At 75.3% G+C, this 26,248-nt stretch carries 27 protein-coding genes, 1 tRNA gene and 1 other RNA gene; 15 read left to right on the top strand and 14 right to left on the bottom strand.

Going from position 1 to position 26,248, the window contains the following annotated elements; translation table 11 throughout:
• Positions 1–65 precede the first annotated feature (65 nt).
• From MN205_RS17060 to MN205_RS17035, 6 genes are all read right to left on the bottom strand, one after another.
• The gene (locus MN205_RS17060; protein ID WP_242129457.1) at positions 66–641 is read right to left on the bottom strand and encodes a TerD family protein; all 576 of its coding nucleotides are present in this window, start codon (positions 639–641) and stop codon (positions 66–68) included.
• 142 nt (positions 642–783) lie between these two features.
• The gene (locus MN205_RS17055) at positions 784–1,578 is read right to left on the bottom strand and encodes an AIM24 family protein (protein ID WP_242129455.1); all 795 of its coding nucleotides are present in this window, start codon (positions 1,576–1,578) and stop codon (positions 784–786) included.
• 43 nt (positions 1,579–1,621) lie between these two features.
• Positions 1,622–2,686 (bottom strand): hypothetical protein, encoded by a 1,065-nt coding sequence (locus MN205_RS17050; RefSeq protein WP_242129453.1) that lies wholly within the window; start codon positions 2,684–2,686, stop codon positions 1,622–1,624.
• An 8-nt stretch (positions 2,687–2,694) separates the two neighbouring features.
• Positions 2,695–3,582 carry a hypothetical protein gene (locus MN205_RS17045; protein WP_242129451.1) on the bottom strand — a complete coding sequence of 296 codons (888 nt, stop codon included), beginning with the start codon at positions 3,580–3,582 and terminating at the stop codon, positions 2,695–2,697.
• 5 nt (positions 3,583–3,587) lie between these two features.
• Positions 3,588–4,847 carry a toxic anion resistance protein gene (locus MN205_RS17040; protein WP_255820478.1) on the bottom strand — a complete coding sequence of 420 codons (1,260 nt, stop codon included), beginning with the start codon at positions 4,845–4,847 and terminating at the stop codon, positions 3,588–3,590.
• 158 nt (positions 4,848–5,005) lie between these two features.
• Positions 5,006–5,191, bottom strand: a complete 186-nt coding sequence (locus tag MN205_RS17035; RefSeq protein ID WP_242129447.1) for a hypothetical protein — start codon at positions 5,189–5,191, stop codon at positions 5,006–5,008.
• Between the two features lie 53 nt (positions 5,192–5,244).
• Here MN205_RS17035 and map point away from each other — a divergent pair, with 53 nt between their 5' ends.
• The 6 genes from map to MN205_RS17005 all read left to right on the top strand — a co-directional run bounded on the left by map (position 5,245) and on the right by MN205_RS17005 (position 9,351).
• On the top strand, positions 5,245–6,135 hold the full coding sequence (gene map, locus MN205_RS17030; RefSeq protein ID WP_242129445.1) for a type I methionyl aminopeptidase: 891 nt from the start codon (positions 5,245–5,247) through the stop codon (positions 6,133–6,135).
• Between the two features lie 63 nt (positions 6,136–6,198).
• The gene (locus MN205_RS17025) at positions 6,199–6,399 is read left to right on the top strand and encodes a PspC domain-containing protein (RefSeq protein ID WP_242129443.1); all 201 of its coding nucleotides are present in this window, start codon (positions 6,199–6,201) and stop codon (positions 6,397–6,399) included.
• Positions 6,400–6,484: 85 nt separating this feature from the next.
• On the top strand, positions 6,485–7,264 hold the full coding sequence (ppgK, locus tag MN205_RS17020; protein WP_305037233.1) for a polyphosphate--glucose phosphotransferase: 780 nt from the start codon (positions 6,485–6,487) through the stop codon (positions 7,262–7,264).
• 64 nt (positions 7,265–7,328) lie between these two features.
• Complete coding sequence (locus tag MN205_RS17015) at positions 7,329–8,324, top strand: LLM class F420-dependent oxidoreductase (protein WP_374115968.1); 996 nt, start codon at positions 7,329–7,331, stop codon at positions 8,322–8,324.
• A gap of 42 nt (positions 8,325–8,366) precedes the next feature.
• Entirely contained in the window at positions 8,367–8,951 is a 585-nt protein-coding gene (locus MN205_RS22055; RefSeq protein WP_242129438.1) for a DUF6083 domain-containing protein, read from the top strand.
• A 4-nt stretch (positions 8,952–8,955) separates the two neighbouring features.
• The gene (locus tag MN205_RS17005; protein WP_242129436.1) at positions 8,956–9,351 is read left to right on the top strand and encodes a hypothetical protein; all 396 of its coding nucleotides are present in this window, start codon (positions 8,956–8,958) and stop codon (positions 9,349–9,351) included.
• A 13-nt stretch (positions 9,352–9,364) separates the two neighbouring features.
• Here MN205_RS17005 and rnpB read toward each other — a convergent pair.
• Positions 9,365–9,754: RNase P RNA component class A (gene rnpB / locus MN205_RS17000), an RNA gene on the bottom strand.
• A gap of 36 nt (positions 9,755–9,790) precedes the next feature.
• Between rnpB and MN205_RS16995 the strand changes: the two genes are divergently transcribed.
• Positions 9,791–10,534 (top strand): YaaA family protein, encoded by a 744-nt coding sequence (locus tag MN205_RS16995; protein WP_242129434.1) that lies wholly within the window; start codon positions 9,791–9,793, stop codon positions 10,532–10,534.
• Between the two features lie 74 nt (positions 10,535–10,608).
• Positions 10,609–12,408, top strand: coding sequence for a bifunctional UDP-sugar hydrolase/5'-nucleotidase (locus MN205_RS16990; RefSeq protein ID WP_242129432.1), 1,800 nt, complete (start codon positions 10,609–10,611; stop codon positions 12,406–12,408).
• Positions 12,409–12,496: 88 nt separating this feature from the next.
• Here the strand turns inward: MN205_RS16990 and MN205_RS16985 are convergent, their stop codons facing one another.
• From MN205_RS16985 to MN205_RS16960, 6 genes are all read right to left on the bottom strand, one after another.
• Entirely contained in the window at positions 12,497–13,612 is a 1,116-nt protein-coding gene (locus MN205_RS16985) for a bifunctional RNase H/acid phosphatase (RefSeq protein WP_242129430.1), read from the bottom strand.
• A complete protein-coding gene (locus MN205_RS16980) occupies positions 13,609–14,352 on the bottom strand; it encodes a zinc ribbon domain-containing protein (protein ID WP_242129427.1) in 744 nt (247 codons plus the stop codon). The genes MN205_RS16985 and MN205_RS16980 overlap by 4 nt, the downstream gene beginning before the upstream one ends.
• Positions 14,353–14,360: 8 nt before the next feature.
• Complete coding sequence (locus MN205_RS16975) at positions 14,361–15,272, bottom strand: Nif3-like dinuclear metal center hexameric protein (RefSeq protein ID WP_242129425.1); 912 nt, start codon at positions 15,270–15,272, stop codon at positions 14,361–14,363.
• Between the two features lie 20 nt (positions 15,273–15,292).
• Positions 15,293–15,365, bottom strand: a tRNA-Val gene (locus tag MN205_RS16970).
• Between the two features lie 49 nt (positions 15,366–15,414).
• On the bottom strand, positions 15,415–15,858 hold the full coding sequence (locus MN205_RS16965) for a redoxin domain-containing protein (protein WP_242129422.1): 444 nt from the start codon (positions 15,856–15,858) through the stop codon (positions 15,415–15,417).
• A gap of 41 nt (positions 15,859–15,899) precedes the next feature.
• Positions 15,900–16,328, bottom strand: coding sequence for a DUF3052 domain-containing protein (locus MN205_RS16960; protein WP_242129419.1), 429 nt, complete (start codon positions 16,326–16,328; stop codon positions 15,900–15,902).
• 223 nt (positions 16,329–16,551) lie between these two features.
• Between MN205_RS16960 and fdhD the strand changes: the two genes are divergently transcribed.
• The gene (fdhD, locus tag MN205_RS16955; protein WP_242129417.1) at positions 16,552–17,442 is read left to right on the top strand and encodes a formate dehydrogenase accessory sulfurtransferase FdhD; all 891 of its coding nucleotides are present in this window, start codon (positions 16,552–16,554) and stop codon (positions 17,440–17,442) included.
• A 57-nt stretch (positions 17,443–17,499) separates the two neighbouring features.
• Positions 17,500–20,256, top strand: coding sequence for a pyruvate dehydrogenase (acetyl-transferring), homodimeric type (gene aceE / locus MN205_RS16950; protein ID WP_374115947.1), 2,757 nt, complete (start codon positions 17,500–17,502; stop codon positions 20,254–20,256).
• Positions 20,257–20,337: 81 nt separating this feature from the next.
• Here aceE and MN205_RS16945 read toward each other — a convergent pair whose 3' ends face one another.
• Entirely contained in the window at positions 20,338–21,012 is a 675-nt protein-coding gene (locus MN205_RS16945; RefSeq protein ID WP_242129415.1) for a hypothetical protein, read from the bottom strand.
• Between the two features lie 158 nt (positions 21,013–21,170).
• On the opposite strand from MN205_RS16945, the gene MN205_RS21295 reads away from it, so the two are divergent.
• From MN205_RS21295 to MN205_RS16920, 5 genes are all read left to right on the top strand, one after another.
• Complete coding sequence (locus MN205_RS21295) at positions 21,171–22,385, top strand: CdaR family transcriptional regulator (protein ID WP_242129413.1); 1,215 nt, start codon at positions 21,171–21,173, stop codon at positions 22,383–22,385.
• A 139-nt stretch (positions 22,386–22,524) separates the two neighbouring features.
• Positions 22,525–23,490, top strand: coding sequence for an ACP S-malonyltransferase (locus MN205_RS16935; RefSeq protein WP_242129411.1), 966 nt, complete (start codon positions 22,525–22,527; stop codon positions 23,488–23,490).
• The gene (locus MN205_RS16930; protein WP_242129409.1) at positions 23,487–24,533 is read left to right on the top strand and encodes a beta-ketoacyl-ACP synthase III; all 1,047 of its coding nucleotides are present in this window, start codon (positions 23,487–23,489) and stop codon (positions 24,531–24,533) included. The genes MN205_RS16935 and MN205_RS16930 overlap by 4 nt, the downstream gene beginning before the upstream one ends.
• Before the next feature lie 108 nt (positions 24,534–24,641).
• On the top strand, positions 24,642–24,887 hold the full coding sequence (locus MN205_RS16925) for an acyl carrier protein (RefSeq protein ID WP_166611561.1): 246 nt from the start codon (positions 24,642–24,644) through the stop codon (positions 24,885–24,887).
• An 88-nt stretch (positions 24,888–24,975) separates the two neighbouring features.
• On the top strand, positions 24,976–26,226 hold the full coding sequence (locus MN205_RS16920; protein ID WP_242129408.1) for a beta-ketoacyl synthase: 1,251 nt from the start codon (positions 24,976–24,978) through the stop codon (positions 26,224–26,226).
• Positions 26,227–26,248 lie beyond the last annotated feature (22 nt).

The raw sequence follows: 26,248 nt of genomic DNA, 5'->3' as shown, positions 1-26,248 counted from the left end.
TCACGGCGAACCGCCGCGCGGTGCACGACCGCGCGGCGGGCCGCCGCCGTCCGGGACGGGGAACGTCAGACGCTGACGCCGAAGTCGGTCGCGATGCCGCGCAGGCCGTCGGCGTAGCCCTGCCCGACGGCGCGGAACTTCCAGTCCGCGCCGTTGCGGTACAGCTCGCCGAAGACCATGGCGGTCTCGGTGGAGGCGTCCTCGGAGAGGTCGTAGCGCGCGACCTCGGTGCCGCCGTCGGCGTTCACCACGCGGATGAACGCGTTGCGCACCTGGCCGAAGGACTGCTGGCGGGTGTCGGCGTCGTAGATGGCGACGGTGAAGACGACCTTGTCGATCTCGGCCGGGACCGCGGAGAGGTCGACGTTGATCTTCTCGTCGTCGCCGTCGCCCTCACCGGTGCGGTTGTCACCGGTGTGCTCCACGGAGCCCTCGGGGGACTTCAGCTGGTTGAAGAAGACGAAGTAGCCGTCGTTCGGGACCTTGCCGTTCGCGCCGACCATGATCGCCTGCGCGTCGAGGTCGAACTCCGAGCCGGTGAAGCTGTTCGCGTCCCAGCCGAGCCCGATGACGGCGCGGGTCATGCCCGGCGCCTCCTTGGTGAGGGAGACGTTGCCGCCCTTGCTGAGGCTGACGCCCATGGTGTGCGCTCCGTTTCGTCGGTCTGCTTCGTGTCGTGCTTCGTGTCGTGCTCGGTCCTGCGTGGTGCGGGCGCTGCCCGCGCCGGGTGAACGCGCGCGGGGGGCGCGCGGGTTCCGCCGGGGTCCGGTGGTGGTTCCGCGGTCAGCCGCGCGAGCCGGAGAACATCCCGCCGATGGCGCCCAGGCCCTGCTGGTCGGGCTTGACGGCGTTCTTGGCGAGCGCCTTGGCGAAGCCCTCGATGGTGACGGACTGCAGGATGACGCGGCCGTCGCCGCGCAGCGTGGCCAGGGTCAGGCCCTCGCCGCCGAAGACGGCGCTCATGACGCCCTGGCGGTTCAGCCGGCCCACGCTCTCCACGCTGTACTGGATGCGGTCGTCCCAGGCGACGACGCAGCCGGTGTCGACCCGCACCGTGCCGCCGTAGTCGGCGGGGTTGAGGTCGATGAAGTCGCCGGCGCCGGCGATGAGCAGCGAGCCGCGCCCGGAGAACCTCTCCAGGACGAAGCCCTCGCCGCCCATGAGGCCCTGCCCCACGCCGGAGAAGGCGATGTCGAAGCGCACCCCGGCCTCCGCGGCGACGAAGGCGTCCTTCTCGGCGAACCAGGTGGTCGCGCCGTCCAGCTCGAGGTGGCGCATCTCGCCGGGCAGCACGCCGGCCAGCCCCAGCAGCCCGTCGCCGCCGGGGGTGGTGAAGTGCTGGAAGGCGAACGACTCCCCCGCCAGCACCCGCTTGCCCGCGCCGACCGCACCGCGCAGCAGGCCGCCGAGGCCGCCCTCGCCGCCCTTCTCGCCGGGGGCGGACAGCTTCGTCTCCATCGTCACGTCGCCGGAGGAGAACAGGAACTTGCCCGCCTCGGCGTACACCACCTGCCCCGGCCGCAGGGTGACGACGGCCATCTGCGTGGTCGTGCCGACCAGTTGCACGTCGAGCGTCACGTCCGGCTCCTCCCGTCCCCGCCCCGGCACCCGTCGGCCGGGGTCACAGGTCCAGCTCGCTGCGGCGGAACTTCGCCTCCAGGAAGCGGCTCTGCTGCTGCTGGCGCTCCACGTCGGCGTCGTGCACGGCGTCGCGCAGCCGGCGGCCGCCCTCCAGGAGCAGGTGCAGCTGCTTGCGCAGCTCCTCGGCGGGCGTGGTGCCCGCGGGGGTGCGGTGCTCGCGGGCGTAGTCCGCGGGCAGGGCCAGGTAGTCCTCGACGGTGCGGGGCAGGTGCTCGGCGGCCAGCGTCTCCAGGTCGTGGCGCACCCGCGGGTCCGCGCCGCGCTCGGCCACCCGCAGCAGCAGCGGTCCGAGCAGCTCGGCGACCTCGTGCACGAGGGCGACGTCGGCCCGCTCGAAGCGGCCGCTGGTGTCGACGCGGTGCACGGTGGCGATGAGGGCGCGCTCGGCGTCGGAGACGGGCGGCACGGCGTCCGGGACGCGGCGCTCGGGGAACGGCCGCGGCGGCACGGGGGGCTGGACCGGCCGGCCCGGCCGGCACGGCGGGCGCGGGGGCCCGGCGAGCGGCATCGGGCCGCGCCCGGCGGCCATCTCGTCGCGCAGGGCGCGCATCTCCCGCTTGCGCCGGCGGCGCAGCTCCTTCTTGTGCCCCTCGTAGGCGGCGTTGGCGCCGATCCAGGCGAACATCACCACCATGGCGAGGGGTGCCCAGCTGACGGCGAAGAGGGTGATCCACAACCCCATCCAGCCGAAGCGGACGGCCTGCAGGACGGGGTCCGGGACGAACCCCACCTTCGGCAGCGTGGCACCCAGCGGGGTGAGGCGGGACTCGTCGACGCCGAGGGCCTCCAGCTCCCGGGCCTCGGCCTCGTCCTCGTCCCGGCAGGCGGCGTGCGCACCGTCCGGGCCCTTCCCGCGCCGCTTCCCCGGCAGGGCGGGCAGCGGTGACGGGGAGGGCGGCCGCGGCCGGAACGGCGCCGGTGGGGGCGTCGAGCGGACGGGGACGGCGGCGCCCGCCCCCGGCGGGGCACCGGTGGCACCGGGTGCGGCGCCCTCGCGCGGCTGCTCGGGGGGCTGCGCCCCGCCCTTGCCCAGGTCGACCCCCACGACGCCTCCTACAGGTCCAGGTCCGAGCGGCGGAACTTCGCGTCGAGGAAGCGGCCCTGCTCGTGCAGCAGGCGCGCGTCGTGGTCGTGCACCGCCTGCTGCAGTTCGCGGGCGCCCTCCAGCAGCAGTCCGAGCTGGTTGAGCAGCTCCTCGGCGGGCGTGGCCCCCGAGGGTCCGCGGTGGTTCAGCGCGTAGTCCTCCGGCAGCTCCAGGTAGCGGTCCAGGGCACCGGGCAGGTACTCGGTGACGATGGCCTCGAGGTTGTGCAGCTCCTCGACCTGGGCGCCACGGCGGGCCACGTGCTCCAGCACCGGGCGCAGCACGTCGTCCAGGTCGCGCACCGCGGGTACGGCCCCGTCGGGCAGGCGGCCACCGGCGCGGTTGGCCCGCTGCACCGTCTGGCGCTGCCGCGCTCGCAGCTCCTGCACGGGGTCCGCCGGCGGCGGCGGCTCGACCGGGGCGGGCGGCGCCTGCTCCAGCGCCGCGTGCTCACCGGCGAAGGCGGCCTTGATGCGCAGCCATCGGGAGTTCGCCATGATCGAGTGCACCAGCCCCGTCCCCCAGGTCCCGACGACCAGGAGCCACCCGAGCACGCCGAGCAGCAGTCCGTCCATCGCGACGAGCGTCGCCGCGCCACCCGCGGCGAGCAGGTAGCCCATCGCCGCCAGCACCCACTGCGGCCGGCGCCCGCGCAGGCCCATGTAGAGGAACGCCAGCCACGGCAGCCCCGCCGCGGGGATCGCCAGCCACCACGAGTTCGCCGCGCGCCAGGTGCGGCTGCGCAGACGGCGGGAGACGACCTCCGGCGGCGCCTGCGCCGGCCCGCCGTGCCGGCGCACCACGACGTCACCGCTGCGGGCGCGGGCCCGCAGGGCTCGCGGTGCGCGCTCGGCCACGTCGCTCACCGCCCCGGCAGCGCCGGGCCGGAGCCGTCGCCCTCGCCGTTGCGCGCCCGCTCCAGGTACGAGCGGGAGCGGTGCACCTGCCCCTCCAGGGCGTCGACGGTGGTGGCCATGCTCTCCACCGCCCGCTGCTTGAAGGTGTCGATGGCGTCCATGGTGGCGAAGACGTTGTCGAACGCCTTCTGCAGCGTGGCGACGTCCACGGTGGCGGAGGCGGCCTGCTGGTGGATCTGCGAGGTCTGCTGCTTCAGCATCTCCGACGTCGACAGGATCATGTTGTTCGTCGTCGTGTTCAGGGCGTTGATCTGGTCCAGCACGAGCCGCTGGTTGGCCAGGGCCTGCGCGACGACGACGGCGGTGCGCAGCGCGGCGACCGTGGTGGTCTGCGCGCGGTCCACGCCCTTGATGAGCTCGATGTTGTTCTTGCGCACCAGGTCGAGCGCCAGGTAGCCCTGCACGCTGACGGCGAGCTGGGTCAGCAGGTCCTGGTGGCGCTGGCGGATCGGGAACAGCGCGTCCGCCGTGAGCGCCTCGGCGGCCTGCGGGTTCGTCACCCGCAGCTCCTCGACCTTGGCGACCGTGGCCTCGTCCAGCGCCTTGGCGAGGGTGGCGTACTCGGTGAGCTTGCCCATCGTGGTCCACAGGTGCTGCTTCTCGGACTCGATGGAGGCGTTGTCCTTGCGCAGCTCGTCCTGACCGCTGGCCAGGGCCTTGATGATGGCGTCGAGCTGGGACTGCGCGTCCTGGTAGCGCTCGAAGTAGCGCTGGATCCTGTTCCCCATCGGGATGATCCCGAGGATCTTCTTCGCGCCCTTGAGGTCGGCGCGCCCGGGGTCGAGGTCGGTCACGGTGCGGCGCAGGTCCAGCAGCGTGTTGGCGACCTTCACCTGCGCGTCCGCGCCCGGGCCGGAGGCCTTCTGCCCCTTCGCCCCGGCCAGCGAGGACGCCGGGCGCTCGAGCATCCGGTTGGACACCTGCGCCGAGGCGCGCACCTCCTGCTCCCCCATGCGCGTGATGTCGTCGACGCGCTTGGTGAAGGCCGGGCTGCGCGGGTCCTGCTCGGCGAGGTCCGCGACGAAGGCCTGCGCCTTGCGGGTCAGCTCGGCGCGCGTGGACTCGTCCAGCGGGATCATGCTCTCGGCCTGCTCGTCGGCGACGACGGGCACCGGGGCCGGGGGCGTCAGGTTCAGGTCGCTCGCGGCCGGCGCCGGCGCCGCGGGCGGCGTCAGCGGCTTGCTCAGGTCCAGCGACTCCGACATCAGGCGGTTCCCCTCGTCCTCGACTGCCACCACGCGCGGCTCATCCTAGGAGCCGCACCGGCACAACGATCCTGCCCGCGGTCGGGTGCCCCCGGCATCCACCCCACGACGGACCCGCCCGTGCACCCGGCGGTGGGGACGCGGCGGCGGGAGGTGGGTCACCAGTCGTCCTCCTCCTCGTCCCGGCGGTCCTGCGCCTCGGTGCGCGCACGTGCCAGCTCGGGTGCGCGCGCCGCCTCCTCGCGCGTGGCGTAGGGGCCCATGAGGTACTTGCCGGGGCCGCGGTGCTCGGCGTCGTGCACCTCGCCGGTGCGCGTGTCGTAGAAGTACGGTCCTGCGCTCACGGCACCATCCTCGCCCCTGCGGACCGCGGGCGCACCCGACCTAGACTCGGGGCATGAGCACCGGCACCACCGCCCCCGGCAGCACCGCGCCCCTCGGCGACCTCGTCCCCGGGACGGTGGGCCCGCGCCGGCCGGTGCCGGCGTCGATCCCGCGGCCGGAGTACGTGGACCAGCCCGCGCCCACCCCGTACACCGGCCCGCACGTGCTGGACCCCGAGACGGTGGAGCGCGTGCGGCGCGCCGGCCGGCTGGCGGCGCGGGCGATGGAGGAGGCCGCGAAGCGCATCGCGCCGGGCGTCACCACCGACGAGCTGGACCGGGTCTGCCACGAGTTCCTCTGCGACCACGGCGCCTACCCCTCGACGCTGGGGTACCGGAACTTCCCCAAGTCGCTGTGCTCCAGCGTCAACGAGGTCATCTGCCACGGCATCCCGGACTCCACGGTGCTGCGCGACGGCGACATCGTGAACCTGGACGTCACCGCGTACCTGGACGGCGTGCACGGCGACAACAACGCCACCTACCTGTGCGGCGAGGTCGACGAGGAGTCCCGGCTGCTCGTGGAGCGCACCCGCGAGGCCACCCGGCGCGGCATCAAGGCCGTCGCCCCCGGCCGGGCGATCAACGTGATCGGCCGCGTCATCGAGGCCTACGCCAAGCGCTTCGGCTACGGCGTGGTGCGCGACTTCACCGGCCACGGCGTGGGGCCGGCGTTCCACTCCGGCCTCGTCGTGCCGCACTACGACGCCGCACCCGAGCACGCGACGGTCATGGAGCCGGGGATGGTCTTCACCATCGAGCCGATGCTCACCCTGGGCACCCACGAGTGGGACATGTGGGAGGACGGCTGGACGGTGGTGACGAAGGACCGCCGGCGCACGGCCCAGTTCGAGCACACGATCGTGGTCACCGACACCGGCGCGGAGGTCCTGACGCTGCCCTGAGCCGGGCACCCGCGGGCGGCCGCGCGCGTTGAGCGGGGCGGAACCCGACGAGAGGAGCTCGACGTGAACGGCCTGGTCCGTCCCGCCCGCGGCAAGGTGATCGCCGGCGTGTGCGCCGGTCTCGCGCACCGCTTCGGCCTGTCCCCCAACCTGGTGCGACTGCTGTTCCTGCTGTCCCTCGTCCTGCCCGGCACGCAGGTGGTCGCCTACCTGGTCCTGTGGGTGATCATGCCCAAGCAGGGCTCCCCGCGCGCCTCCCGCTGACGCCTCCCCGGGGCGTCCGCGAGACGCGGCGGCGCCGTTTCCCTAGGCTCGGCGCGTGAGCACCCCCACGGAGTCCAGCAGCGGCCTGCCCGAGACCCCCGCCCCGGCCCGGCCGGTCAGGGCCCTGGGCGTCGACATCGGCGGTTCCGGCATCAAGGCCGCCCCGGTGGACCTGGCCGCCGGGGAGTTCACCGCCGAACGCGTCCGGCTGGCGACCCCGCAGCCGGCGACCCCGGGTGCCGTCGCGCCGGTGGTCGCCGAGGTCCTGGCGGGCTTCGAGGCGGACCCGGACGTGCCGGTGGGCATCACGTTCCCCGCCGTCGTGCAGCACGGCATCACGCGCACCGCCGCCAACGTCGACCCCTCGTGGATCGGCGCGGACGCCGAGGCGCTGTTCTCCGACGCGCTGGGCCGCTCCGTGCTCGTGGTCAACGACGCCGACGCCGCGGGGTACGCCGAGGCGGCCTTCGGCGCCGCCAAGGGCGTCAGGGGCGTGGTCGTCGTCACCACGCTGGGCACCGGCATCGGCAGCGCGCTCATCGTCGACGGCACCCTGGTGCCGAACACCGAGCTGGGCCACCTGGAGATCGGCGGGCACGACGCGGAGAAGAAGGCCGCCGACTCGGCCCGCGAGCGCCACGACCTGTCGTGGTCGCAGTGGGCCAAGCGCCTGCAGCGGTACTACTCGCACCTGGAGGACCTGCTGTGGCCGGACCTCATCGTCGTCGGCGGGGGCGTCAGCAAGAAGCACGAGAAGTTCCTGCCGCTGCTGGACCTGCGCACCCCCGTCGTGCCGGCCGCGCTGCGCAACGACGCCGGCATCATCGGGGCGGCCTCGCTGGCGGCCTCCCGCGCCCGGGGCTGACGCCGGGCGGCACGGGCCGATCGGTGGCCCGGGGCACTAGGGTCGCGCCATGAGCGACGCGACGCTGCGGTTCGGACTCTTCGTGCCCCAGGGCTGGAAGCACGACCTGGTGGGGGTGGCCCCCGCCGAGCACTGGGCGACGATGCGCTCGCTGGCGCAGCGCGCCGACGCCGGCGACGTGTGGGAGTCGATCTGGGTCTTCGACCACTTCCACACGGTCCCGGAGCCCACCGACGAGGCGACCCACGAGGCGTGGACGCTGATGGCGGCCTTCGCAGCGGCCACGGAGCGCGTCCGGCTGGGGCAGATGTGCACGTGCATGAGCTACCGGAACCCGGCGTACCTGGCGAAGGTCGCCGCGACGGTCGACGTGGTCTCGGGCGGGCGCGTGGAGATGGGCATCGGAGCCGGCTGGTACGAGCACGAGTGGCTCGCCTACGGCTACGGCTTCCCGTCCGCCGGCGAGCGCCTCGCCCGCCTGGACGAGGGGGTGCAGATCATGCGGCAGGCGTGGACCGAGGGCGTGTCCACGTTCGCCGGGGAGCACTACACCACCGACGGGGCGATCGTGCGGCCGCTGCCGCTGCAGGAGGGCGGCATCCCGCTGTGGATCGCCGGCGGCGGGGAGCGCAAGACGCTGCGCACCGCGGCGAGGTACGCGCGGTACACGAACTTCGACGGCACGCTGGAGGGGTTCACGCACAAGTCGCGGGTGCTCCGGGAGCACTGCCGCGAGGTGGGCACCGACTTCGGCTCGATCGTGCGCAGCGCCAACTACAACATCGCGATCGGCCGGGACGAGGCGGAGGTCGCCGAGCGGCTCGCCGCGCGGCGCGCGGTGCTGGAGCGGCACGTCGGCGCCGAGGCCGCCGAGCGCGAGATGGGCTCGGTCGCCCCGCACCTGCCGGGGGTGGGCACGCCCGAGCAGATCGTGGAGAAGCTCAAGCCGGTCGTCGACGCGGGCATGACGTACCCGATCCTGTACTTCCCCGAGGCGGCCACCGACACCAGCGGCGTCGAGCTGTTCGAGCGCGAGGTCGTCCCCGCGCTGCGCGGCTGACGCGGGTGCGGTGCTGTCGGGACGGGCTGGCACGCTGACGCCGTGAGCGAGGACGACGCCCCGGCGCCGCGGGCCGTGGTGGAGCCCGACCCCGCCGGCCCCTGCGCGTTCTGCGGCGGCACGGAGGACGTCGGCGTGCAGGAGCGCCTCGGGGTGCGCGTGCGCGTGTGCGCCCGGTGCACCGCGCGCTTCTCGGCGGTGCCCGAGCCCGAGCCCGAGCCGGACCCCGAGCCGGCCGGCGGTGCCGGCCTGCCGCCCACGCTGGGGCAGCACTCCCCCGAGGTGCTGCGGCACCTGGCGCGGGTGGCCCGGATCGCCGCCGCCCGGCCGTTCACCGAGGAGGACTGCCCGCGCTGCCCGGGGGTGGTGCACGTCTACCGGCGCGCCGACGGCGAGGTGGTGCGCCTGGCGAAGGAGGCGGTGCTGGCGACGGCCGTGCCGGTGCAGGACCGCTGGCGGGTGCGCGACGGGCGTGCCGAGCCGGCCGGGGACGACCCCGGCCAGGTGGGTGCCCGGCTGCTGCACGAGGTGGTGTGCGGCGACTCCCCGGAGCCGGGGAACCCGCGGCTGCGGCAGGTGTGGCGCACCCACCGCGACACCGCGCCCGCGGACGACGGCCTAGGCTGAGCGCGTGCCCGACGATCACGACGTGCAGGAGATCCTCGACATCGGCGGCGACGCCGTCCTGGAACGGCTGGCCGCCATGGCGGACCACGGCATGGTCCTGGACATCACCCTCTTCGCGGGGGGGCAGGTCGTCTCCGGGACGCTCATCGGCCGGGACCGCTGGCTGCAGCAGTTCGTGGAGCGCGCCGCGCGGGGCGGGGGCGGGGGCCGGCAGGTCGGCGAGGACGTCCAGCGCCTGTTCCGCGCGGTGGACCGCCAGCGCACCGCCGGTGAGCCGGTGCACCACGACTTCCTGCACCTGGCCGGCGCGCAGATCGACGGCACGCAGCGCATCGCGGAGGGCCTGCTGTGGCGCGGGCGCATCAGCGAGGTGGCGGGCTGGTCCCTGGGCTCGCTGTGAGCGGGACCGGGGGCGGACGAGCCGGCCTGTAAGCCGGATCCTGTGCCCCGCGGCGGGTCTCGCGACCCGCCGCGGGCGGCGGCCATCCCTCTAGGACGCGCGTCACCGCGCGCCTCCAGCGACCTACCCGGCAGCTCGGGCGGGCCGCCCTCGAACGCTGCCTGTCTGGTCTTGCTCCGGGTGGGGTTTGCCGAGCCGCACCGGTCACCCGGTGCGCTGGTGGTCTCTTGCACCACCGTTTCACCCTTACCGCCCCGGCTCGCGCCGGGGAGGCGGTCTGCTTTCTGTGGCACTGTCCCGCGGGTCACCCCGGGTGGGCGTTACCCACCACCCTGCCCTGTGGAGTCCGGACTTTCCTCGGCAGCCCGGTCTCCCGGGCCGACGCGACCGCCCGGCCGACTCGTCCACGACCAGGGTAGCGCCCCTAAGCTGCCCCCTCGTGCTCGTGCTGCTGCCCCCGTCGGAGTCGAAGTGGGCGGGGCCGGCGCGCGGCGCCCCCGTGCGACCGGAGGCGCTGACGGCTCCGGAGCTGACGGCGGCGCGCGAGCGGGTCCTGGACGCCCTGGTGGAGGTCTCGGCGCGGCCCGACGCACCGGCGCTGCTGGGGGCCGGGGCGAGCCTGGCCGACGTGGTGCGCGCGAACACGACGCTGCGCACCCGGCCCGCCGCGCCCGCGGCGCGCGTCTACACCGGTGTGCTGTTCGACGCCCTGGACCTGCCGTCGCTGCCGGCGGCCGCCGCGCGGCGGGTGCTGGTGGTCTCCGCGCTGTGGGGGGTGCTGCGACCGCGCGACCGGGTGCCCGGCTACCGGCTGTCGATGGGCACCGACCTGCCCGGGGTGGGGCCGCTGGCGGCGTTCTGGCGCCCGCACCTGCAGCAGGCGCTGGAGCCGTCGGGCGTGGTCGTGGACTGCCGCTCGGCGGCGTACGCCGCCGCGTGGGTGCCGGACGCGGCGGCGGCCGAGCGCACCGTCGCGGTGCGGGTGCTGCGGGACGGGAAGGTCGTCTCGCACGCCGCCAAGCACACCCGCGGCCTGCTGGCCCGGCACCTGCTGACCCGTCCGGGCCGTCCGCCGCGCAGCCCCGCCGCGCTGCTGGACGCGACCGTGGAGGCGTTCGGCGCGAAGCTGCTGGAGCCGGCGCAGCGCGGGGCGACGTGGACCCTGGAGGTGGAAGCGCCGTGACGCAGGGGGCTGCCGTGACCGGTGTGACACCTGCGCGTCACCTGCTCGACACCCGGGGACGGTGGAGTGGGCCCATGCAGCTTCCCCCCACCTCCGGGCGCCGCGGCCGCACCCGCGCGGCCGCCGCCCTCAGCGCCACCGGCCTGCTGGTCGGCCTCGGCGCCACCACGGGCGCGGGCGCCGCTTCCGCGGCCCCCGTCCCGCCCTCCATCACCCTGGTGTCCATGACGGACGTGCACGGCCACGTCCTGGACTGGGACTACTTCGCCGGCGCTCCGTACGCCGCGGGGCAGGGCCTGGGCCTGGCGCGCGTGTCCACCGCCGTGGACCGCGTGCGCGCAGAGCGCGGCGCCGACTCCACCCTCGTGGTCGACAACGGCGACGCCATCCAGGGCACCCCGCTGACCTACTACTACGCGCGCCAGGAGCCGGTGACCGCCACCGGCGTCGAGCACCCGGTGGCGCAGGCCTACGACGCCATCGGCATCGACGCCCAGGTCGTCGGCAACCACGAGTTCAACTACGGCCTGGACACCCTGGCGAAGTACCGCCTCGACCTGGACGCCCCGCTGCTCGGGGCCAACGTGGTCGACGACCGCACCGGCACCCCGTACCTGCGGCCGTGGGTGCTGCGGGACGTGGAGCCCACCGGCGGCGGCAAGCCCGTGAAGGTCGGCATCCTGGGCCTGACCACCCCCGGCTCGGCCGTGTGGGACAAGCAGAACGTCGAGGGGCAGCTCACCTTCGAGGACGTGGTGGCCACCGCGCAGCGGGAGGTGCCGCGGATGAAGGCCGCCGGCGCCGACCTGGTGGTCGTGCTCTCGCACTCCGGCCGCTCCGGGGAGTCCTCCTACAGCGAGGAGGAGCTGCCGGCGGAGAACGTCACGGACCGCGTCGCCGCCGAGGTGGCCGGCGTGGACGTCGTCGTCGCCGGGCACAGTCACCAGGACCTGCCCGAGGCGTGGGTGGACTCCACCGCCACCCCCGGCAAGCGCGTCCTCGTCACCCAGCCGTACCGCTGGGGCGCCTCGGTGACCGTCAGCCAGCTGGAGCTGCGCAGGACGAAGGGCGAGTACTCCCTCGCCGGGGCCGACGTGCAGGAGGTCCGGGCCGCCGACGTCCCCGAGGACCCCGAGATCGTCGAGGTGGTCGCCGAGGAGCACCGCAAGACCGTCGACTACGTCAACCAGGTCGTCGCCACCTCCACCGAGGAGCTGCCGGCCACCGAGTCGCGCTGGCGGGACACCCCGCTCATCGACTTCATCCAGCGGGTGCAGACCGACACGGTGCGCGCGGCGATCGCCGGCACACCCGACGCGGACCTGCCGGTGCTGTCCATCGCCGCGCCGTTCAGCCGCACCGCGGTCTTCCCGCGGGGCGAGGTCACCGTCAAGGACGTGGCCGGGCTGTACGTGTACGACAACACCCTGCAGGCCGTGCGCATGACGGGTGCGCAGGTGCGCGACTACCTGGAGAAGTCCGCCGAGTACTACGCCAGCGTCCCGCCGGGGAACCCCGCGGACCCGGAGTCGCTCGCGTCCGGCGAGGTCCCCGACTACAACCTCGACCAGCTCGCGGGTGTGGAGTACGAGCTGGACCTGTCGCAGCCGGCCGGCTCGCGCGTGGCGTCGCTGACCCTGGACGGCGCGCCCGTCGCCGACGACCAGCAGTTCGTCGTCGCGGTCAACAACTACCGGCGCTCCGGCGGCGGGCAGTTCCCGCACATCGCCGAGGCGCCGATCGTGTACGACGAGCAGGCGGAGATCCGTCAGCTGCTCATCGACCACGCGCAGGAGACCGGGACGATCGACCCGGCCGACTTCGCGGTGGAGAACTGGTGGCTCACCGCGAACGGTGAGCGCCTGTTCGACTGAGGCCAGCGCGGGGTGGTGGAGGGGCCGGTCCAGCCCCCTCCACCACCCCCTCCTGCGCCGCCGCCGGCGCACCCACCCGCACCGCCGGTCAGACCCGGTTGACCGCCACGACCTCGCTGGAGCCGTCGCCGTGCAGGCGAAGCAGCGTGCGCGAGCCGGGGTCGACGCGGATGCGGCGCTGCGCACCGGCCCCGCACCCCAGGCACTCGCGCAGCAGCGCCCGCAGCGGGTCGCCGTGGGTGACGAGCACGACGCGCTTGCCGGCCCAGCGGGCGCGCAGCGCGGACGCGGCGTCGCGCACGCGGCGCTCCACCGCCACCAGGGGCTCCCCGCCGGGTGGCGCCACCGCGGGGTCGGCCGACCAGGCCGCGAACTCCGCGGGCCAGCGCCTGACGACCTCCGCGGTGGTGCAGCCGTCCCAGTCCCCGAAGTCGGTCTCGTCCCACTGCGGGTCCAGCAGGACCGGGGCGCCGACGTGCTCCGCGATCACCTCGGCGGTCTGCCGGCAGCGGCGCAGGGTGGAGGAGACGACGACGTCCGCACCGCGCACCTCGGCGCACCGCGCCACCCGCCGCGCCTCCTCGCGGCCCGCCTCGGACAGCTCCGGGTCCTCCCCGTGGCGGCCGGACAGGCGGCGCTGCTCGGTCAGGGGCGTGGAGGCGTGCCGCACGAGCACGAGCTCCAGCGGCTCCCCCGCGGCGGGCGCGGAACCGGCGGGGGCGGCGGGACCGGCGGGTGCGGGGCCGGCGGCCGCCGCGGGGCCCCCGGTGCTGCGCTGCCAGGGCCGCCCGGCGGCCGCGGCGTCCATCGCCTCGTTCGCGAGGCGGTCGGCGTGGGAGTTCTGCGCGCGCGGGATCCAGCCGTAGTCGACCCGGTCGGCGGGCAGGACGGCGCGCGCCTCCTCCGCCAGGCGGCGCATGTCGGCGTGCTTGACCTGCCAGCGCCCGGACATCTGCTCGACGACGAGCTTGGAGTCCATGCGGACCTCCACGCGCGCGCTCGGGTCGATCTCGGCGGCGGCGCGCAGGCCGGCCAGCAGCCCGCGGTACTCCGCGACGTTGTTGGTGGCGCGGCCGATGGACTCGGCGACCTCAGCCAGCACCTCACCGGTGGCGGCGTCCTTGACGAGCGCCCCGTACCCGGCGGGGCCGGGATTGCCGCGCGAGCCCCCGTCGGCCTCGACGCGCAGCAGGCGAGCGCTCACAGACCGGACTCGGCGGTGCGCACGAGGATGCGCCCGCACTCCTCGCAGAAGACCACCTCGTCGGCCGCGGCGGCGCGCACCGCCCCCAGGTCGGAGGCGTTCAGCTCGAGCCGGCAGCCCTCGCAGCGCCGGCCGCGCAGCAGCGCAGCGCCCACGCCCCCGCGCGGCGCGCGCGTGACCTCGTACAGCCGCAGCAGCTCGGCGTCGACGCCGGTGGCGATGGCCTCGCGGCGGGCCAGGACGGCACGCTCCTCGGTGGCGACCTCCGCCAGGACGGCGTCGCGCCGGCGGGTGACGTCCTCGACCTGCTCGGCGAGCTCACCGTCGGTGGTGGCCAGCTCGGCGGCCGCGAACTGCGCCTGCTCCAGCTTCTCCATGGCCTCCAGCTCGGCGTCCTCCAGGACGGACTGGCGGCGGGCCAGGGACTCCAGCTCGTGCTGCAGCCCCTGCAGGTCCTTGGCGCTGCCGCTGCCCGCGTTCAGCCGGGCGGTGTTGCGGGCGGCGCGGTCGCGCACCTGGGCCACGTCGGCCTCGCTCTTGGCGACGGCGCGCTCGGCGTCGCTCACCAGGGCGCGGGCGGCCACGAGCACGTCGCCGACGCGGCGGCGCTCGGCGAGCAGGGAGTCCAGCTCGGCCTGCTCGGGCACGGTGGCGCGCCGGTGGGCGAGCTGCGCCAGCCGGATGTCGACGGCCTGCAGGTCCAGCAGCTTCTGCTGGTCGATCGCCGGGGCCTTGGGCATCCGCCGGGTCACTCTCCTCGACTGGGGACGCGCAGCACCCAGGGGTCGGTGCGCGTGGTGGACACGTGGGCGTCCACCGTACGGCCGCGCGCGGCCAGCCCCGTCACCAGGCGGTCGGCGCAACCGGCCAGCCACGGCCACTCGCTGGCCCAGTGGGCCACGTCGACCAGGTGGGGGGTGCCCGCAGCGCCGGCGGCACCGGCGAACGCGGCGCTCTCCCTGGCCTCCGAGGCCGGGTGGTGCCGCAGGTCCGCGGTGACGAACACGTCCGCGCCGGAGGCGCGGACCCGGTCGAACAGGCTGTCGCCGGACCCGCCGCACACGGCGACGCGCCGCACGAGCGCGTCGGGGTCGCCGGCCACCCGCACGCCCTGCTCGGTGGCCGGCAGGGCCTGCGCGACCCGGTCGGCGAAGTCGGCCAGGCGCTCCGGGGCGGGCAGGTCGCCGACGCGGCCGATGCCCAGCTCGGGGCGGCCCGGCTCCGACGCCAGGGGTTCGAGCGGGACCAGCCCGTCCAGGTCGAGGACGCGGGCCAGGGCGTCGGAGACGCCGGGCGCGGCGGCGTCGGCGTTGGTGTGGGCCACGTGCAGGGCGCAGCCGGCCTCCACGAGGCGGTGCACGACGCTCCCCTTGGCCGTGGTGGCGGCCACGGAGGTCACGGGCCGCAGCAGCAGCGGGTGGTGCACGAGCAGCAGGTCGGCGCCGGCGGCCAGGGCCTCGTCCACGACGGCGTCGACGGGGTCGACGGCCAGCAGCACGCGGCGCACCGTGCGGGCGGGGTCGCCGCAGACCAGCCCGACCGCGTCCCACGGCTGGGCCCACCGCGCCGGGTGCATGGCCTCCAGGACCTCCAGCACCTCGGCGAGGGTGGGGGCGCTCGGGCCGGGCGGCTGCTCCTGCACGGGGGTCGTCGTCGCCACGGCCGCACCCTAGCGGCGAGTGGGCCCGGCCGGGTTCGAACCGACGACGGCCGCGGTGTAAGCGCGGTGCTCTACCAGCTGAGCTACGGGCCCGCACCGGCTCGGGGCCGGTCGCGTCCACGGTAGTGCCTGACCGGCGGGATCAGCCGGGACCGCGGAGGACGTCCAGGACCTCCTCGTGGACGGCCGGTGAGCGGGGCCGGTCCACCGGGCTGCGCAGGCTCCAGCGCACCCGGCCGTCCTGCACGAGCAGCGACAGGCGGCGGCTCGTGCCCAGCTCCTCGTCGAAGGCGCCCAGGGCGCGCGAGACGGCCCCGTGCGGCCAGAAGTCGGACAGCAGCGGGAACGGGTAGCGCCGTTCCTCGGCCCAGGCCCGCAGAGCCGGCACGGGGTCGCACGAGAGGGCGGCGAGCTGCACGCCGGCGTCGTCGAAGCGGTCGACGTCGTGGGCCAGCGCCCCGAGCTCCGCGGTGCAGTGCGTGGAGAACGCGGCCGGCACCAGCACCAGCAGCGCGGGCCCCTGCGACCACAGCTCGGACAGCCGCAGGGCCTCGCCGTGCTGGTCGCGCACCAGCGCCCCGGGCACGGGGAAGGTGCCGGGGGTCGCGGTGGCCCGCTCCGGCGCGCTCAGCGGCGGCCGCTCTTCGGCGTGGTCATGCGGGTGCCGGCCCAGTTGCCGCTGGCGCTGACGCTGGAGGTGGCGTGCAGCCCCGCGGTGGGGGCGGCCTCGTCGATCTCCGCGGCGGGCACGTGCCCGGTGCGGCCCTTCTTCGGCGTCAGCAGCCACACGATGCCGCCGTCGGCGAGGTTGGTGATCGCGTCGACGAGCGCGTCCACGAGGTCACCGTCGCCGTCGCGGTACCAGCACAGGACGACGTCGGCGACCTCGTCGGCGTCCTCGTCGAGGATCTCACCGCCGACCAGCTCCTCGACGGCGGTCCGGAATTCCTCGTCGACCTGCTCGTCCCAGCCGAACTCCTGCACGATCTGGCCGGGCTTGAAGCCCAGCTTGGCCACTGCCGCCGTGTCGGCGGCAGGGTCCGCGGTGGCGCCCACGTTCTGTCCTGCCTTCCCTCTGCCCCGCTGCCGGGGATCGTCTGGTGCTCCGTGACCGCCTAGTCCAGCCCACCCGGTGCCCCGCGCGCAAGGCGGCACCGCGCACACGGCGATCACGTGACCGTCGCGTGACCTCCCCGCGGCCGCCCCCTCCCGGGCTCCTCGCGGCCTCCTCGCGGGCTCCTCGCGGGCGCGGCGGCGCCCCTCGTGGGAACCTGGCGCCGTGGGACGGGTCACGACGCGCACGCGCACCGAGCGGCTGGACCTGCGCCCGGGCGCGGCGCCCGGCACCCGGGTGGACACGCTCGCGGTGGAGGAGCCGCTGCAGATCGAGGTGGCCGGCGAGCAGCTGGCGGTGACGATGCGCACCCCCGGCCACGACGTGGACCTGGTGATGGGGTTCCTGCACGCCGAGGGGCTGCTCGCGGGCGCCGGGGACGTGGTGGCGCTGCGGCACTGCACCGACCTGGGCGAGGACGGGCAGCCGACGTACAACGTGGCCCAGGTCACCCCCCGGCCCGGCAGCAGGCTCGCCGGGCGCCGCACCGCCCGCCCGTTCACCACCACGTCGGCGTGCGGGGTGTGCGGGTCGGCCAGCGTTCAGGAGGTGCTGGCGCGGGTGCCCGCCCCCCTGCACGACGACGGGGTGCTCCTGGACCCGGCGGTGCTGGCGGAGCTGCCGGGGGCGCTGCGCGCGCACCAGTCGGCCTTCGACCGCACCGGCGGGCTGCACGCGGCCGGCCTGTTCACCGCCGACGGCGAGCTGCTGTGCCTGCGCGAGGACGTCGGGCGGCACAACGCGGTCGACAAGGTCGTGGGGTGGGCGCTGCGCTCCGGCGCCGTGCCGCTGCGGGGGCGCGTGCTGGTCGTCAGCGGGAGGGCCTCGTTCGAGCTGGTGCAGAAGGCCGCCGTGGCGGGCGTGCCGGTGCTCGCGGCGGTCTCCGCACCGTCCTCGCTGGCGGTCTCGCTGGCCCGGGAGGCGGGCATGACGCTCGTGGGCTTCCTGCGCCCGCCCACCGCGAACGTGTACGCGGGCGGTCACCGGCTGCGCGCGCCCGCGCACGCGGGGGTGCGACGCCTCCCGGGTGCGCCGACCGTCGGGGTGGCGGAATAGCCTGGGCCCGTGCCCGCTGACCGCGGGCCGACGGACGACAGCGGGAGGACCACCACCGTGGCCAGACGCGACGACGCGGGGAACGGCCCCGCGGGGCTCGGCCCCATCCTCAACGGGCTGCCCAGCCAGCTGCCCGACATCGACCCCGAGGAGACCGCGGAGTGGCTCGCGTCCCTCGACGCGGTCGTCGGCGAGCGCGGCAAGACGCGCGCCCGCTACCTCATGCTGCAGCTGCTGCAGCGGGCGCGCGAGCAGCAGGTGGGGGTCCCCAGCCTCACCGCGACCGACTACATCAACACCATCGGGCCGGAGCAGGAGCCCTGGTTCCCCGGTGACGAGGAGACCGAGCGCCGCTACCGCGCCTGGATCCGCTGGAACGCGGCGGTCATGGTGCACCGGGCGCAGCAGCCCGGCATCGGGGTTGGCGGGCACATCTCCACCTACGCCTCCTCCGCCACCCTGTACGAGGTCGGCTTCAACCACTTCTTCCGCGGCAAGGACCACGCCGGCGGCGGCGACCAGGTGTTCATCCAGGGCCACGCCTCCCCCGGCGTGTACGCCCGCGCCTTCCTCGAGGGCCGGCTGAGCACCGAGCAGCTCGACGGGTTCCGCCAGGAGGCCTCCGCGGCGCCGAACGGGCTGCCGTCGTACCCGCACCCGCGGCTGATGCCGGACTTCTGGGAGTTCCCCACGGTCTCGATGGGCCTGGGCCCGGCCAACGCGATCTACCAGGCGCAGTTCAACAAGTACCTGCACCACCGCGGCATCAAGGACACCTCCCAGCAGCACGTGTGGGCGTTCCTGGGCGACGGCGAGATGGACGAGCCGGAGTCGCGCGGGCTGGCGCACGTCGCCGCGAACGACGAGCTCGACAACCTCACGTTCGTCGTCAACTGCAACCTGCAGCGGCTGGACGGGCCGGTGCGCGGCAACGGCAAGATCGTGCAGGAGCTGGAGGCGTTCTTCCGCGGCGCGGGCTGGAACGTCATCAAGGTCCTGTGGGGGCGCGAGTGGGACTCGCTGCTGGCCGCCGACGGCCAGGGCGCCCTGGTGAACCTGATGAACGCCACCCCCGACGGGGACTACCAGACGTTCAAGGCGGAGAACGGCGCCTACGTGCGCGAGAACTTCTTCGGCCGCGACGAGCGCACCGCCAAGCTGGTCGCCGGCATGAGCGACGACGAGATCTGGTCGCTCAAGCGCGGTGGCCACGACTACCGCAAGGTGTACGCGGCCTACCGCGCGGCGACCCAGCACACCGGCCAGCCGACGGTGATCCTCGCCAAGACCATCAAGGGCTACGGCCTGGGGCCGCACTTCGCGGGCCGCAACGCGACCCACCAGATGAAGAAGCTCACGCTGGAGGACCTCAAGCTCCTGCGCGACTCGCTGCGCATCCCGATCAGCGACGAGCAGCTGGAGAAGGACCCGTACCACCCGCCGTACTACCACCCGGGCGACGGCGACGAGGCGATCCAGTACCTGCACAAGCGCCGCGCCGACCTCGGCGGTCCGGTGCCGCAGCGCCGCGTGCAGCACGCCCCGATGCACCTGCCCGCCGACGACGCCTACAAGGTCGCGGCCAGGGGCTCGGGCAAGCAGGAGATCGCCACCACGATGGCGTTCGTCCGGCTGCTGAAGGACCTCATGCGCGACAAGGAGTTCGGCAAGCGCGTCGTGCCGATCATCCCCGACGAGGCCCGCACCTTCGGCATGGACTCGCTGTTCCCGACGATCAAGATCTACAACCCCCACGGGCAGAACTACACGTCGGTCGACCGCGAGCTGATGCTGGCGTACAAGGAGTCCGAGCAGGGTCAGATCCTGCACGTCGGCATCAACGAGAGCGGTTCCGTCTCGGCGTTCACCGCCGCCGGCTCCTCCTACGCCACCCACGGCGAGCCGATGGTGCCGATCTACATCTTCTACTCGATGTTCGGCTTCCAGCGCACCGGCGACAACCTGTGGGCCGCGGCCGACACGATGACCCGCGGCTTCCTCGTCGGCGCCACCGCGGGCCGCACCACGCTGGCGGGCGAGGGCCTGCAGCACGGCGACGGGCACTCGCTGCTGCTGGCCTCCACGAACCCGGCGGTCGTCTCCTACGACCCGGCGTACGCGTACGAGATCGGGCACATCGTCAAGGACGGCCTGCGCCGCATGTACGGCGAGAGCCCCGAGAACGTCATGTACTACCTGACGGTCTACAACGAGCCGATGGTCCAGCCGGCCGAGCCGGCGGACGTGGACGTCGAGGGCATCCTGCGCGGCCTGCACCGCGTGTCCGTCGGCGAGGGCGACGGACCGCGCACCCAGCTGCTGGCCTCCGGCGTCGGGGTGCCGTGGGCGCTGGAGGCGCAGCAGCTGCTGAAGGACGACTTCGGCGTGGTGGCCGACGTGTGGTCGGTGACGAGCTGGAACGAGCTGCGCCGCGACGGTCTGGCGTGCGACGAGCACGCCTTCCTCAACCCCGGTGACGAGTCGCGGGTGCCGTACGTGACGCAGAAGCTGAAGGACGCGCCCGGTCCCGTGGTCGCGGTCAGCGACTGGATGCGCGCGGTGCCGGACCAGATCCGGCAGTGGGTGCCGGGCGAGTTCGACTCGCTGGGCGCCGACGGGTTCGGCATCTCCGACACCCGCGCCGCCGCGCGCCGGTACTACCACATCGACGGCCCGTCGGTGGCGGTGCGCGCCCTCGAGGTGCTCGCCCGTCGCGGGGAGGTGGACTGGCGCGCACCCGGCCAGGCCATCGAGAAGTACCGCCTGCACGACGTGCGCGCCGGCCGCAGCGGCAGCGCCGGCGGGGAGAGCTGACCCCGCCCCGCCACGACGAGGGCCCCGCACCGCGAGCTCGCGGTGCGGGGCCCTCGTGCGTGCGCAGCGGGGCGGCCGTCGTCAGTGCCGCGAGCGGTCGGCCCTGGCGATGGCGTCCTCCAGCTCGGCGCGCAGCGGGGCCACGCGCCCCTGGTCGGGGTGCTCCCCCAGCGCCTTGAGGTGCCGGCGCGCCTCGGCCAGGCGGCCGGAGTCGATGGCGGCGGCCACCAGGTGCCGGCCGGCCTCCACGTCGTGCTCGCGCGGTCGCCAGTGGCCCACGCCCAGGCTCAGCGCCTCGTCGTTCATGCCGCCCTCGCGCAGGATCCCGAGCGCCTGCGCGAGGGCGGTGCCGGAGGAGTCGCGCTCGGCGGCGATGCCCAGGCGCCGCAGGGCGGCCTCGCGGTCGTCCTGCAGGGACAGCCGTCCCATCACCAGCAGCGGGCGCCACGCCTTGGGGCTCTGCGCCAGCTCCTCGGCCAGGGCCCACACCGCGTTGTCGGCGGCGCGGCGGGCGTCCTCGGCCTCGTGGCCCTCGGCGGGGTGGTCCGCCACGTGGGCCTCGGCGGCGCGGGTGCGCACGGTCTCGGCCAGGGCGTCGAAGGCCGTCTCGTCGTTCGGGTCGTCGTGCAGGGTCTCGCGCAGCGCGGTCTCCCCCACGGGGGCGGCCGGGGCCGGGCGGCGGCGCCGGCGGCGGCCGGCCTCACCCGTCCTCTCGGCTTCCGCGGGGCGTCGGCGCCAGCGGTCGAGCAGTCCCATGCGTCCCTCCCCGGCGTCCTCGTCGGTCCCCGCGGCGGGTCCCGGCGGGTGTGCGGTGCCGGCCACCGGGGCCGGCGGTGCCGGTGCGGGCAGAGGGCGCCGTCCTCGAACCCTAGCCCAGCGGCCTCGGGGCGGCCCGTCGCCGTACGCTCGCGCACGTGCCCCAGCCCCCCGCCGAGCTGTCCGAGGAGACGGTGCGCCGGCTGGAGGCGGCCGCGGGGACGTTCGCCTCGGCCATCGCGGCGCGCATGGACGCCGCCCTGCCCTGGTACGCGGCGCTGCCACCGGACGAGCGCTCCTGGGTGGGGCTGGTGGCGCAGGCGGGGTTCACGGACTTCGTGCGCTGGCTGACCGAGCCGGAGCCGGCGGTGCTGGCGGCCACCGCGGTCTTCAGCACGGCGCCGCGCGAGCTGATGCGCTCGGTGACGCTGCAGCAGACCGTGGAGCTGGTGCGCACCGCCATCACGGTCGTGGAGGAGGGCCTGGACGCGGTCGTGGGCGACGCGCGACCGGGTGAGCAGGTGCGCGCCCGGGAGGCGCTGCTGCGCTACTCGCGGGAGGTGGCCTTCGCGGCGGCCGCCGTGTACGCGCGGGCCGCGGAGTCGCGCGGCGCCTGGGACGCGCGGCTGGAGGCCCTGGTGGTGGACGCCGTGCTGCGCGGTGACGGGGAGGACACCATCGCCTCCCGCGCGGCGGCGCTGGGCTGGACGATGGACGCCCCCACGGCCGTCGTCATCGGCGCGGCGGGCGAGCAGGCTCCCGGCGGGGTGGTGCCGCGGGTGCGCAAGGCGGCGCGGGCGGCCGGCGGGGAGGCCCTGGTGGGGGTGCAGGGCGACCGCCTGGTCGTCGTCCTGTCCGGGGTGGCGGACGTCCGCGCGACGGCGGAGGCGCTGGCGGCCGCCGAGTTCGGGCCGGGGCCGGTCGTGGTGGGCCCCACGGTCCCCTCGCTGCCGGTGGCGGCGCGCTCGGCGCGCGCGGCGCTGGCCGGGGTGGTGGCGGCGCGGGCGTGGCCGCGCGCGCCGCGGCCGGTGGAGGCGGACGACCTGCTGCCGGAGCGTGCGCTGTCGGGCGACGCGACGGCGCGCCGGGCGCTGGTGGACCGCGCCTACGTGCCGCTGGCCGGGGCGGGCGGGGCGCTGCTGGAGACGCTGGCCGCCTACCTGGACTCCGGCGGGTCGCTGGAGGCGTGCGCGCGCTCGCTGTTCGTCCACGCCAACACCGTGCGCTACCGGCTGCGCCGGGTGGGGGAGGTGTGCGGCTGGACGCCCAACGAGCCCCGCGAACGGTTCGTGCTGCAGGTCGCGCTGGCGCTGGGGCGGCTGGCCCAGGCCGCTCCCCCGGGTGGCCGGGAAGCCGGGCGCGACACCCCGTGAAGGCGGTGACGGACCCTCACCCACCGTGCCCGGCTCGCACGGGGCCCCGCACGGTTTGTAGGTTTCCCACAACGTGTGCGGGTAAAGTCCGTGAGCGTCGTGACCGTGAACACCAGGCGGCACGGGGCAGTCTCATCGGGTGCTCGTCTTCGTCTTCCCCGGTCAGGGCTCGCAGTCGCCGGGCTTCCTGGCCCCCTGGCTGGAGCTGCCCGGCGTGGCCGACCGCCTGCGCTGGGCCTCCGCCGTCGTCGGCGACGACCTCGTGGCGCACGGCACCGTCTCCGACGCCGAGACCCTGCGCGACACCGCGGTGGCCCAGCCGCTGATCGTCGCCGCGGGCCTGGTGGCGCTGCGCGAGCTGGTCGCGGGCCCCGCCGAGCTGGCACGCGTCGCCGGCGCCGTCGCCGGCCACTCCGTCGGCGAGCTGACCGCGGCGGCCGCCGCCGGGGCCCTGACCCCGGAGCAGGCCCTGGTGCTCGTGCGCGAGCGCGGTCGCGCCATGGCCGCCGCCGCGGCCGTGCGGCCCACCGGCATGAGCGCCGTCCTGGGCGGCGACCCCGCCGAGGTCGCCGCCGCGCTGGAGCGCCTGGGGCTGACGGCCGCCAACGACAACGGCGGCGGGCAGGTCGTGGCCGCCGGCGAGCTGGGCGCCCTGGCCGCCCTGGCGGACCAGCCGCCCGCGAAGGCGCGCGTCGTGCCGCTGCAGGTCGCCGGCGCCTTCCACACCGAGCACATGGCCCCCGCCGCCGGCACCCTGGGCCAGCTGGCCGCCGGCCTGGAGCCGGGCACGGCGAGCGTGCCGCTGGCCGCCAACGCCGACGGCGAGCTCGTCACCGACGGCGGTGAGCTGCTGCGCCGCCTGGTGGCGCAGGTCGGCCGCCCGGTGCGCTGGGACCTGTGCACCGAGTCGTTCCGGCGCCTCGGCGTCACCGCGCTGATCGAGCTGGCGCCCGCGGGCACGCTGGTGAACCTCGCCAAGCGCCAGCTGAAGGGGATCGACGTCCTCGCCCTGAAGACGCCCGCCGACCTCGAGCGGGCCCGCACCATGATCGCCGAGCACGGCGCGACCCCGGTCGCGACGTCCGGCGCAGGAGACGTCCAGTGACCAGCATCAAGTCCCCCGCCGCCCGCCACGCGCGGATCCTCGGCGTCGGCGCGCACCGCCCGCCGCGCGTCATCGACAACGAGGAGGTGTGCACCTGGATCGACTCCTCCGACGAGTGGATCCAGCAGCGCACCGGCATCCGCACCCGCCGCTGGGCGGCGGAGGACGTCGGCGTGGTCGAGATGTCCGAGGACGCCGCCGCCAAGGCGCTGGCCGCCGCGGGCCTGACCGGCTCCGACGTCGACGCGGTGGTCCTGGCGACCGTCTCCTACCCGTACCAGACGCCGGCCGCCGCCGCGGTGCTGGCCGACCGCCTCGGCGCCACCCCCGCCGCGGCGTTCGACATCTCCGCCGGGTGCGCGGGCTTCTGCCACGGCATCGCCCTGGCCGGGGACCTCGTGCGCGGCGGCACCGCGGGCAACGTGCTCGTGGTGGGCGTCGACAAGCTCTCCGACTTCACGGACAAGCACGACCGCTCCACGGCGTTCCTGTTCGCCGACGGCGCGGGCGCGGCCGTGGTCGGCGCCTCCGACGAGGTGGGCATCGGCCCCACCGTGTGGGGCTCGGACGGCGCCCAGGCCGACGCCATCCGCTCGAAGTTCTCCTGGCTGGAGCTGCGCTCCTCGCACGCCGCCGCCATGGCCGACCCGATCGCCGCGGAGGCCGCCGCCCAGGAGCCGGTCAAGTGGCCCTACCTGGAGCAGCAGGGGCAGTCCGTCTTCCGCTGGGCGGTGTGGCAGATGGCCCCCGTCGCGCAGCGCGCCCTCGACGCCGCCGGCGTGCGGGCGGAGGACATCGACGTCTTCGTGCCGCACCAGGCGAACGCGCGCATCATCGACGCGATGGTCAAGCAGCTCAAGCTGCCGGAGTCGGTGCACGTGGCCCGCGACATCGTCGACATGGGCAACACCTCCGCGGCCAGCGTGCCGCTGGCGATGGAGCGCGCCATGGCCGACGGGCACGCCCCCTCGGGCGGCCTGGCGCTGCTCATCGGCTACGGCGCGGGCCTGTCCTACGCCGCGCAGGTCGTCCGCCTGCCGTGAGCCGTCCCGGGCGGTGTCCCCGCCCGGTCCCAGACCCCTGGGCGCGAGGCGCGCACCAGGCCGACGAGGTGACCGGCCCCCCGGTCACCCCCACCGAAGGAGCTACGCATGGCCAGTGAGCAGGAGATCCTCAGCGGTCTCGCCGAGATCGTGAACGAGGAGACGGGCCTGCCCACCGACAGCGTGCAGGCCGACAAGTCCTTCACCGACGACCTCGACATCGACTCGCTGTCGATGATGACGATCGTGGTGAACGCCGAGGAGAAGTTCGGCGTGCGCATCCCCGACGAGGACGTGAAGAACCTGCGGACCGTGGGCGACGCCGTCGCCTACATCTCCCAGGCCCAGGGCTGAGCAGCCTGCACCGCCGCGAGGCCGGCCCGCACGCAGCGGGCCGGCCCGGCACCACAGCCGTCACCGCTCGAGAAGGAGTTGACCGACCATGACCGCGACCGCTCGCCGCGTCGTCGTCACCGGGATGGGAGCGACGACACCGCTCGGCGGGGACGTCCGTTCCACGTGGGAGGGCGCGCTCGCCGGCCGGTCCGGCGCACGGCCGTTCAGCGCCTCCTGGACCCAGGAGTACGACCTGCCCGTGACGTTCGGCGCCCAGGCCGCCGTCCCGGCCGAGGACGTCCTGGAGCGCCGCGAGATCAAGCGGCTGGACCCCTCCCAGCAGTTCGCCGTGATCGCCGCCCGCGAGGCGTGGGCGGACGCCGGCACCCCCGAGGTGGACCCGCTGCGGCTCGCGTCGGTGGTCGCCACCGGGATCGGCGGCATCTGGACCCTGCTGACGGCCTACGACACGCTGCGGGAGAAGGGCGCCCGCCGCGTCCTGCCCCTGACGGTGCCGATGCTCATGGGCAACGGCCCGACCGCGGCGATCAGCCTGGAGTTCACCGCCCGCGCCGGCGCCCACACCCCGGTCAGCGCCTGCGCCTCGGGCGCGGAGGCGCTGGCCTACGGCGCCGACATGATCCGCACCGGGCGCGCCGACATCGTCATCGCCGGCGGCACCGAGGCGGCCATCCACCCGCTGCCCATCGCCTCCTTCGCGGCCATGCACGCCCTGTCGCGGCGCAACGAGGACCCTGCGCGGGCTTCACGCCCCTTCGACACCCAGCGCGACGGCTTCGTCCTGGGTGAGGGCGCCGGCATCGTCGTGCTGGAGTCCGAGGAGCACGCCCGCGCCCGCGGCGCTCGCGTCCACGCCGAGCTGCTGAGCGCGGGGCTGTCCGCGGACGCCCACCACGTGGCCGCCCCGGAGCCGGAGGGCGCCGGTGTCGCCCGGGCCGTGCGCGACGCGCTGCGGTCGGCGGACCTGACCCCGGCGGACCTGCACCACGTCAACGCCCACGCCACGTCGACCCCGGCCGGCGACGTCGCCGAGGACAAGGGCCTGCGCCTGGCCCTGGGCGACGCCGTGGACGGCGTCGCGGTCTCGGCGACGAAGTCGATGACGGGCCACCTCCTGGGCGCAGCCGGTGCCGTGGAGAGCATCCTGACGGTGCGGGCGCTGCAGGAGCGCACGGCGCCGCCGACCATCAACGTCGACGACCTGGACCCGGACGTCAGCCTCGACGTGGTGCGCAAGGACGCCCGGCCGTTGAACGGCACCGGCCGGCTGGTGGGCCTGAACAACGCCTTCGGCTTCGGCGGCCACAACATCAGCCTGGTCTTCGCCTCGGTCTGAGCCGGACGCGAGAGGGCCCCGC

Source organism: Kineococcus sp. TRM81007, from assembly GCF_022669155.1.
Lineage (GTDB): Bacteria > Actinomycetota > Actinomycetes > Actinomycetales > Kineococcaceae > Kineococcus.
Note: the sequence above shows the minus strand (reverse complement) of the source record. Positions and strands in the feature narration are given on the sequence as shown.

Excerpts from the sequence above, each read along its gene's own strand:
- MN205_RS17060 (WP_242129457.1), bottom strand. The coding sequence starts at position 641 with ATGGGCGTCAGCCTCAGCAAGGGCGGCAACGTCTCCCTCACCAAGGAG.
- MN205_RS17040 (WP_255820478.1), bottom strand. The coding sequence starts at position 4,847 with ATGTCGGAGTCGCTGGACCTGAGCAAGCCGCTGACGCCGCCCGCGGCG.
- map (WP_242129445.1), top strand. The coding sequence starts at position 5,245 with ATGAGCACCGGCACCACCGCCCCCGGCAGCACCGCGCCCCTCGGCGAC.
- MN205_RS16990 (WP_242129432.1), top strand. The coding sequence starts at position 10,609 with ATGCAGCTTCCCCCCACCTCCGGGCGCCGCGGCCGCACCCGCGCGGCC.
- MN205_RS16980 (WP_242129427.1), bottom strand. The coding sequence starts at position 14,352 with ATGCCCAAGGCCCCGGCGATCGACCAGCAGAAGCTGCTGGACCTGCAG.
- MN205_RS16945 (WP_242129415.1), bottom strand. The coding sequence starts at position 21,012 with ATGGGACTGCTCGACCGCTGGCGCCGACGCCCCGCGGAAGCCGAGAGG.
- MN205_RS16925 (WP_166611561.1), top strand. The coding sequence starts at position 24,642 with ATGGCCAGTGAGCAGGAGATCCTCAGCGGTCTCGCCGAGATCGTGAAC.
- MN205_RS16920 (WP_242129408.1), top strand. The coding sequence starts at position 24,976 with ATGACCGCGACCGCTCGCCGCGTCGTCGTCACCGGGATGGGAGCGACG.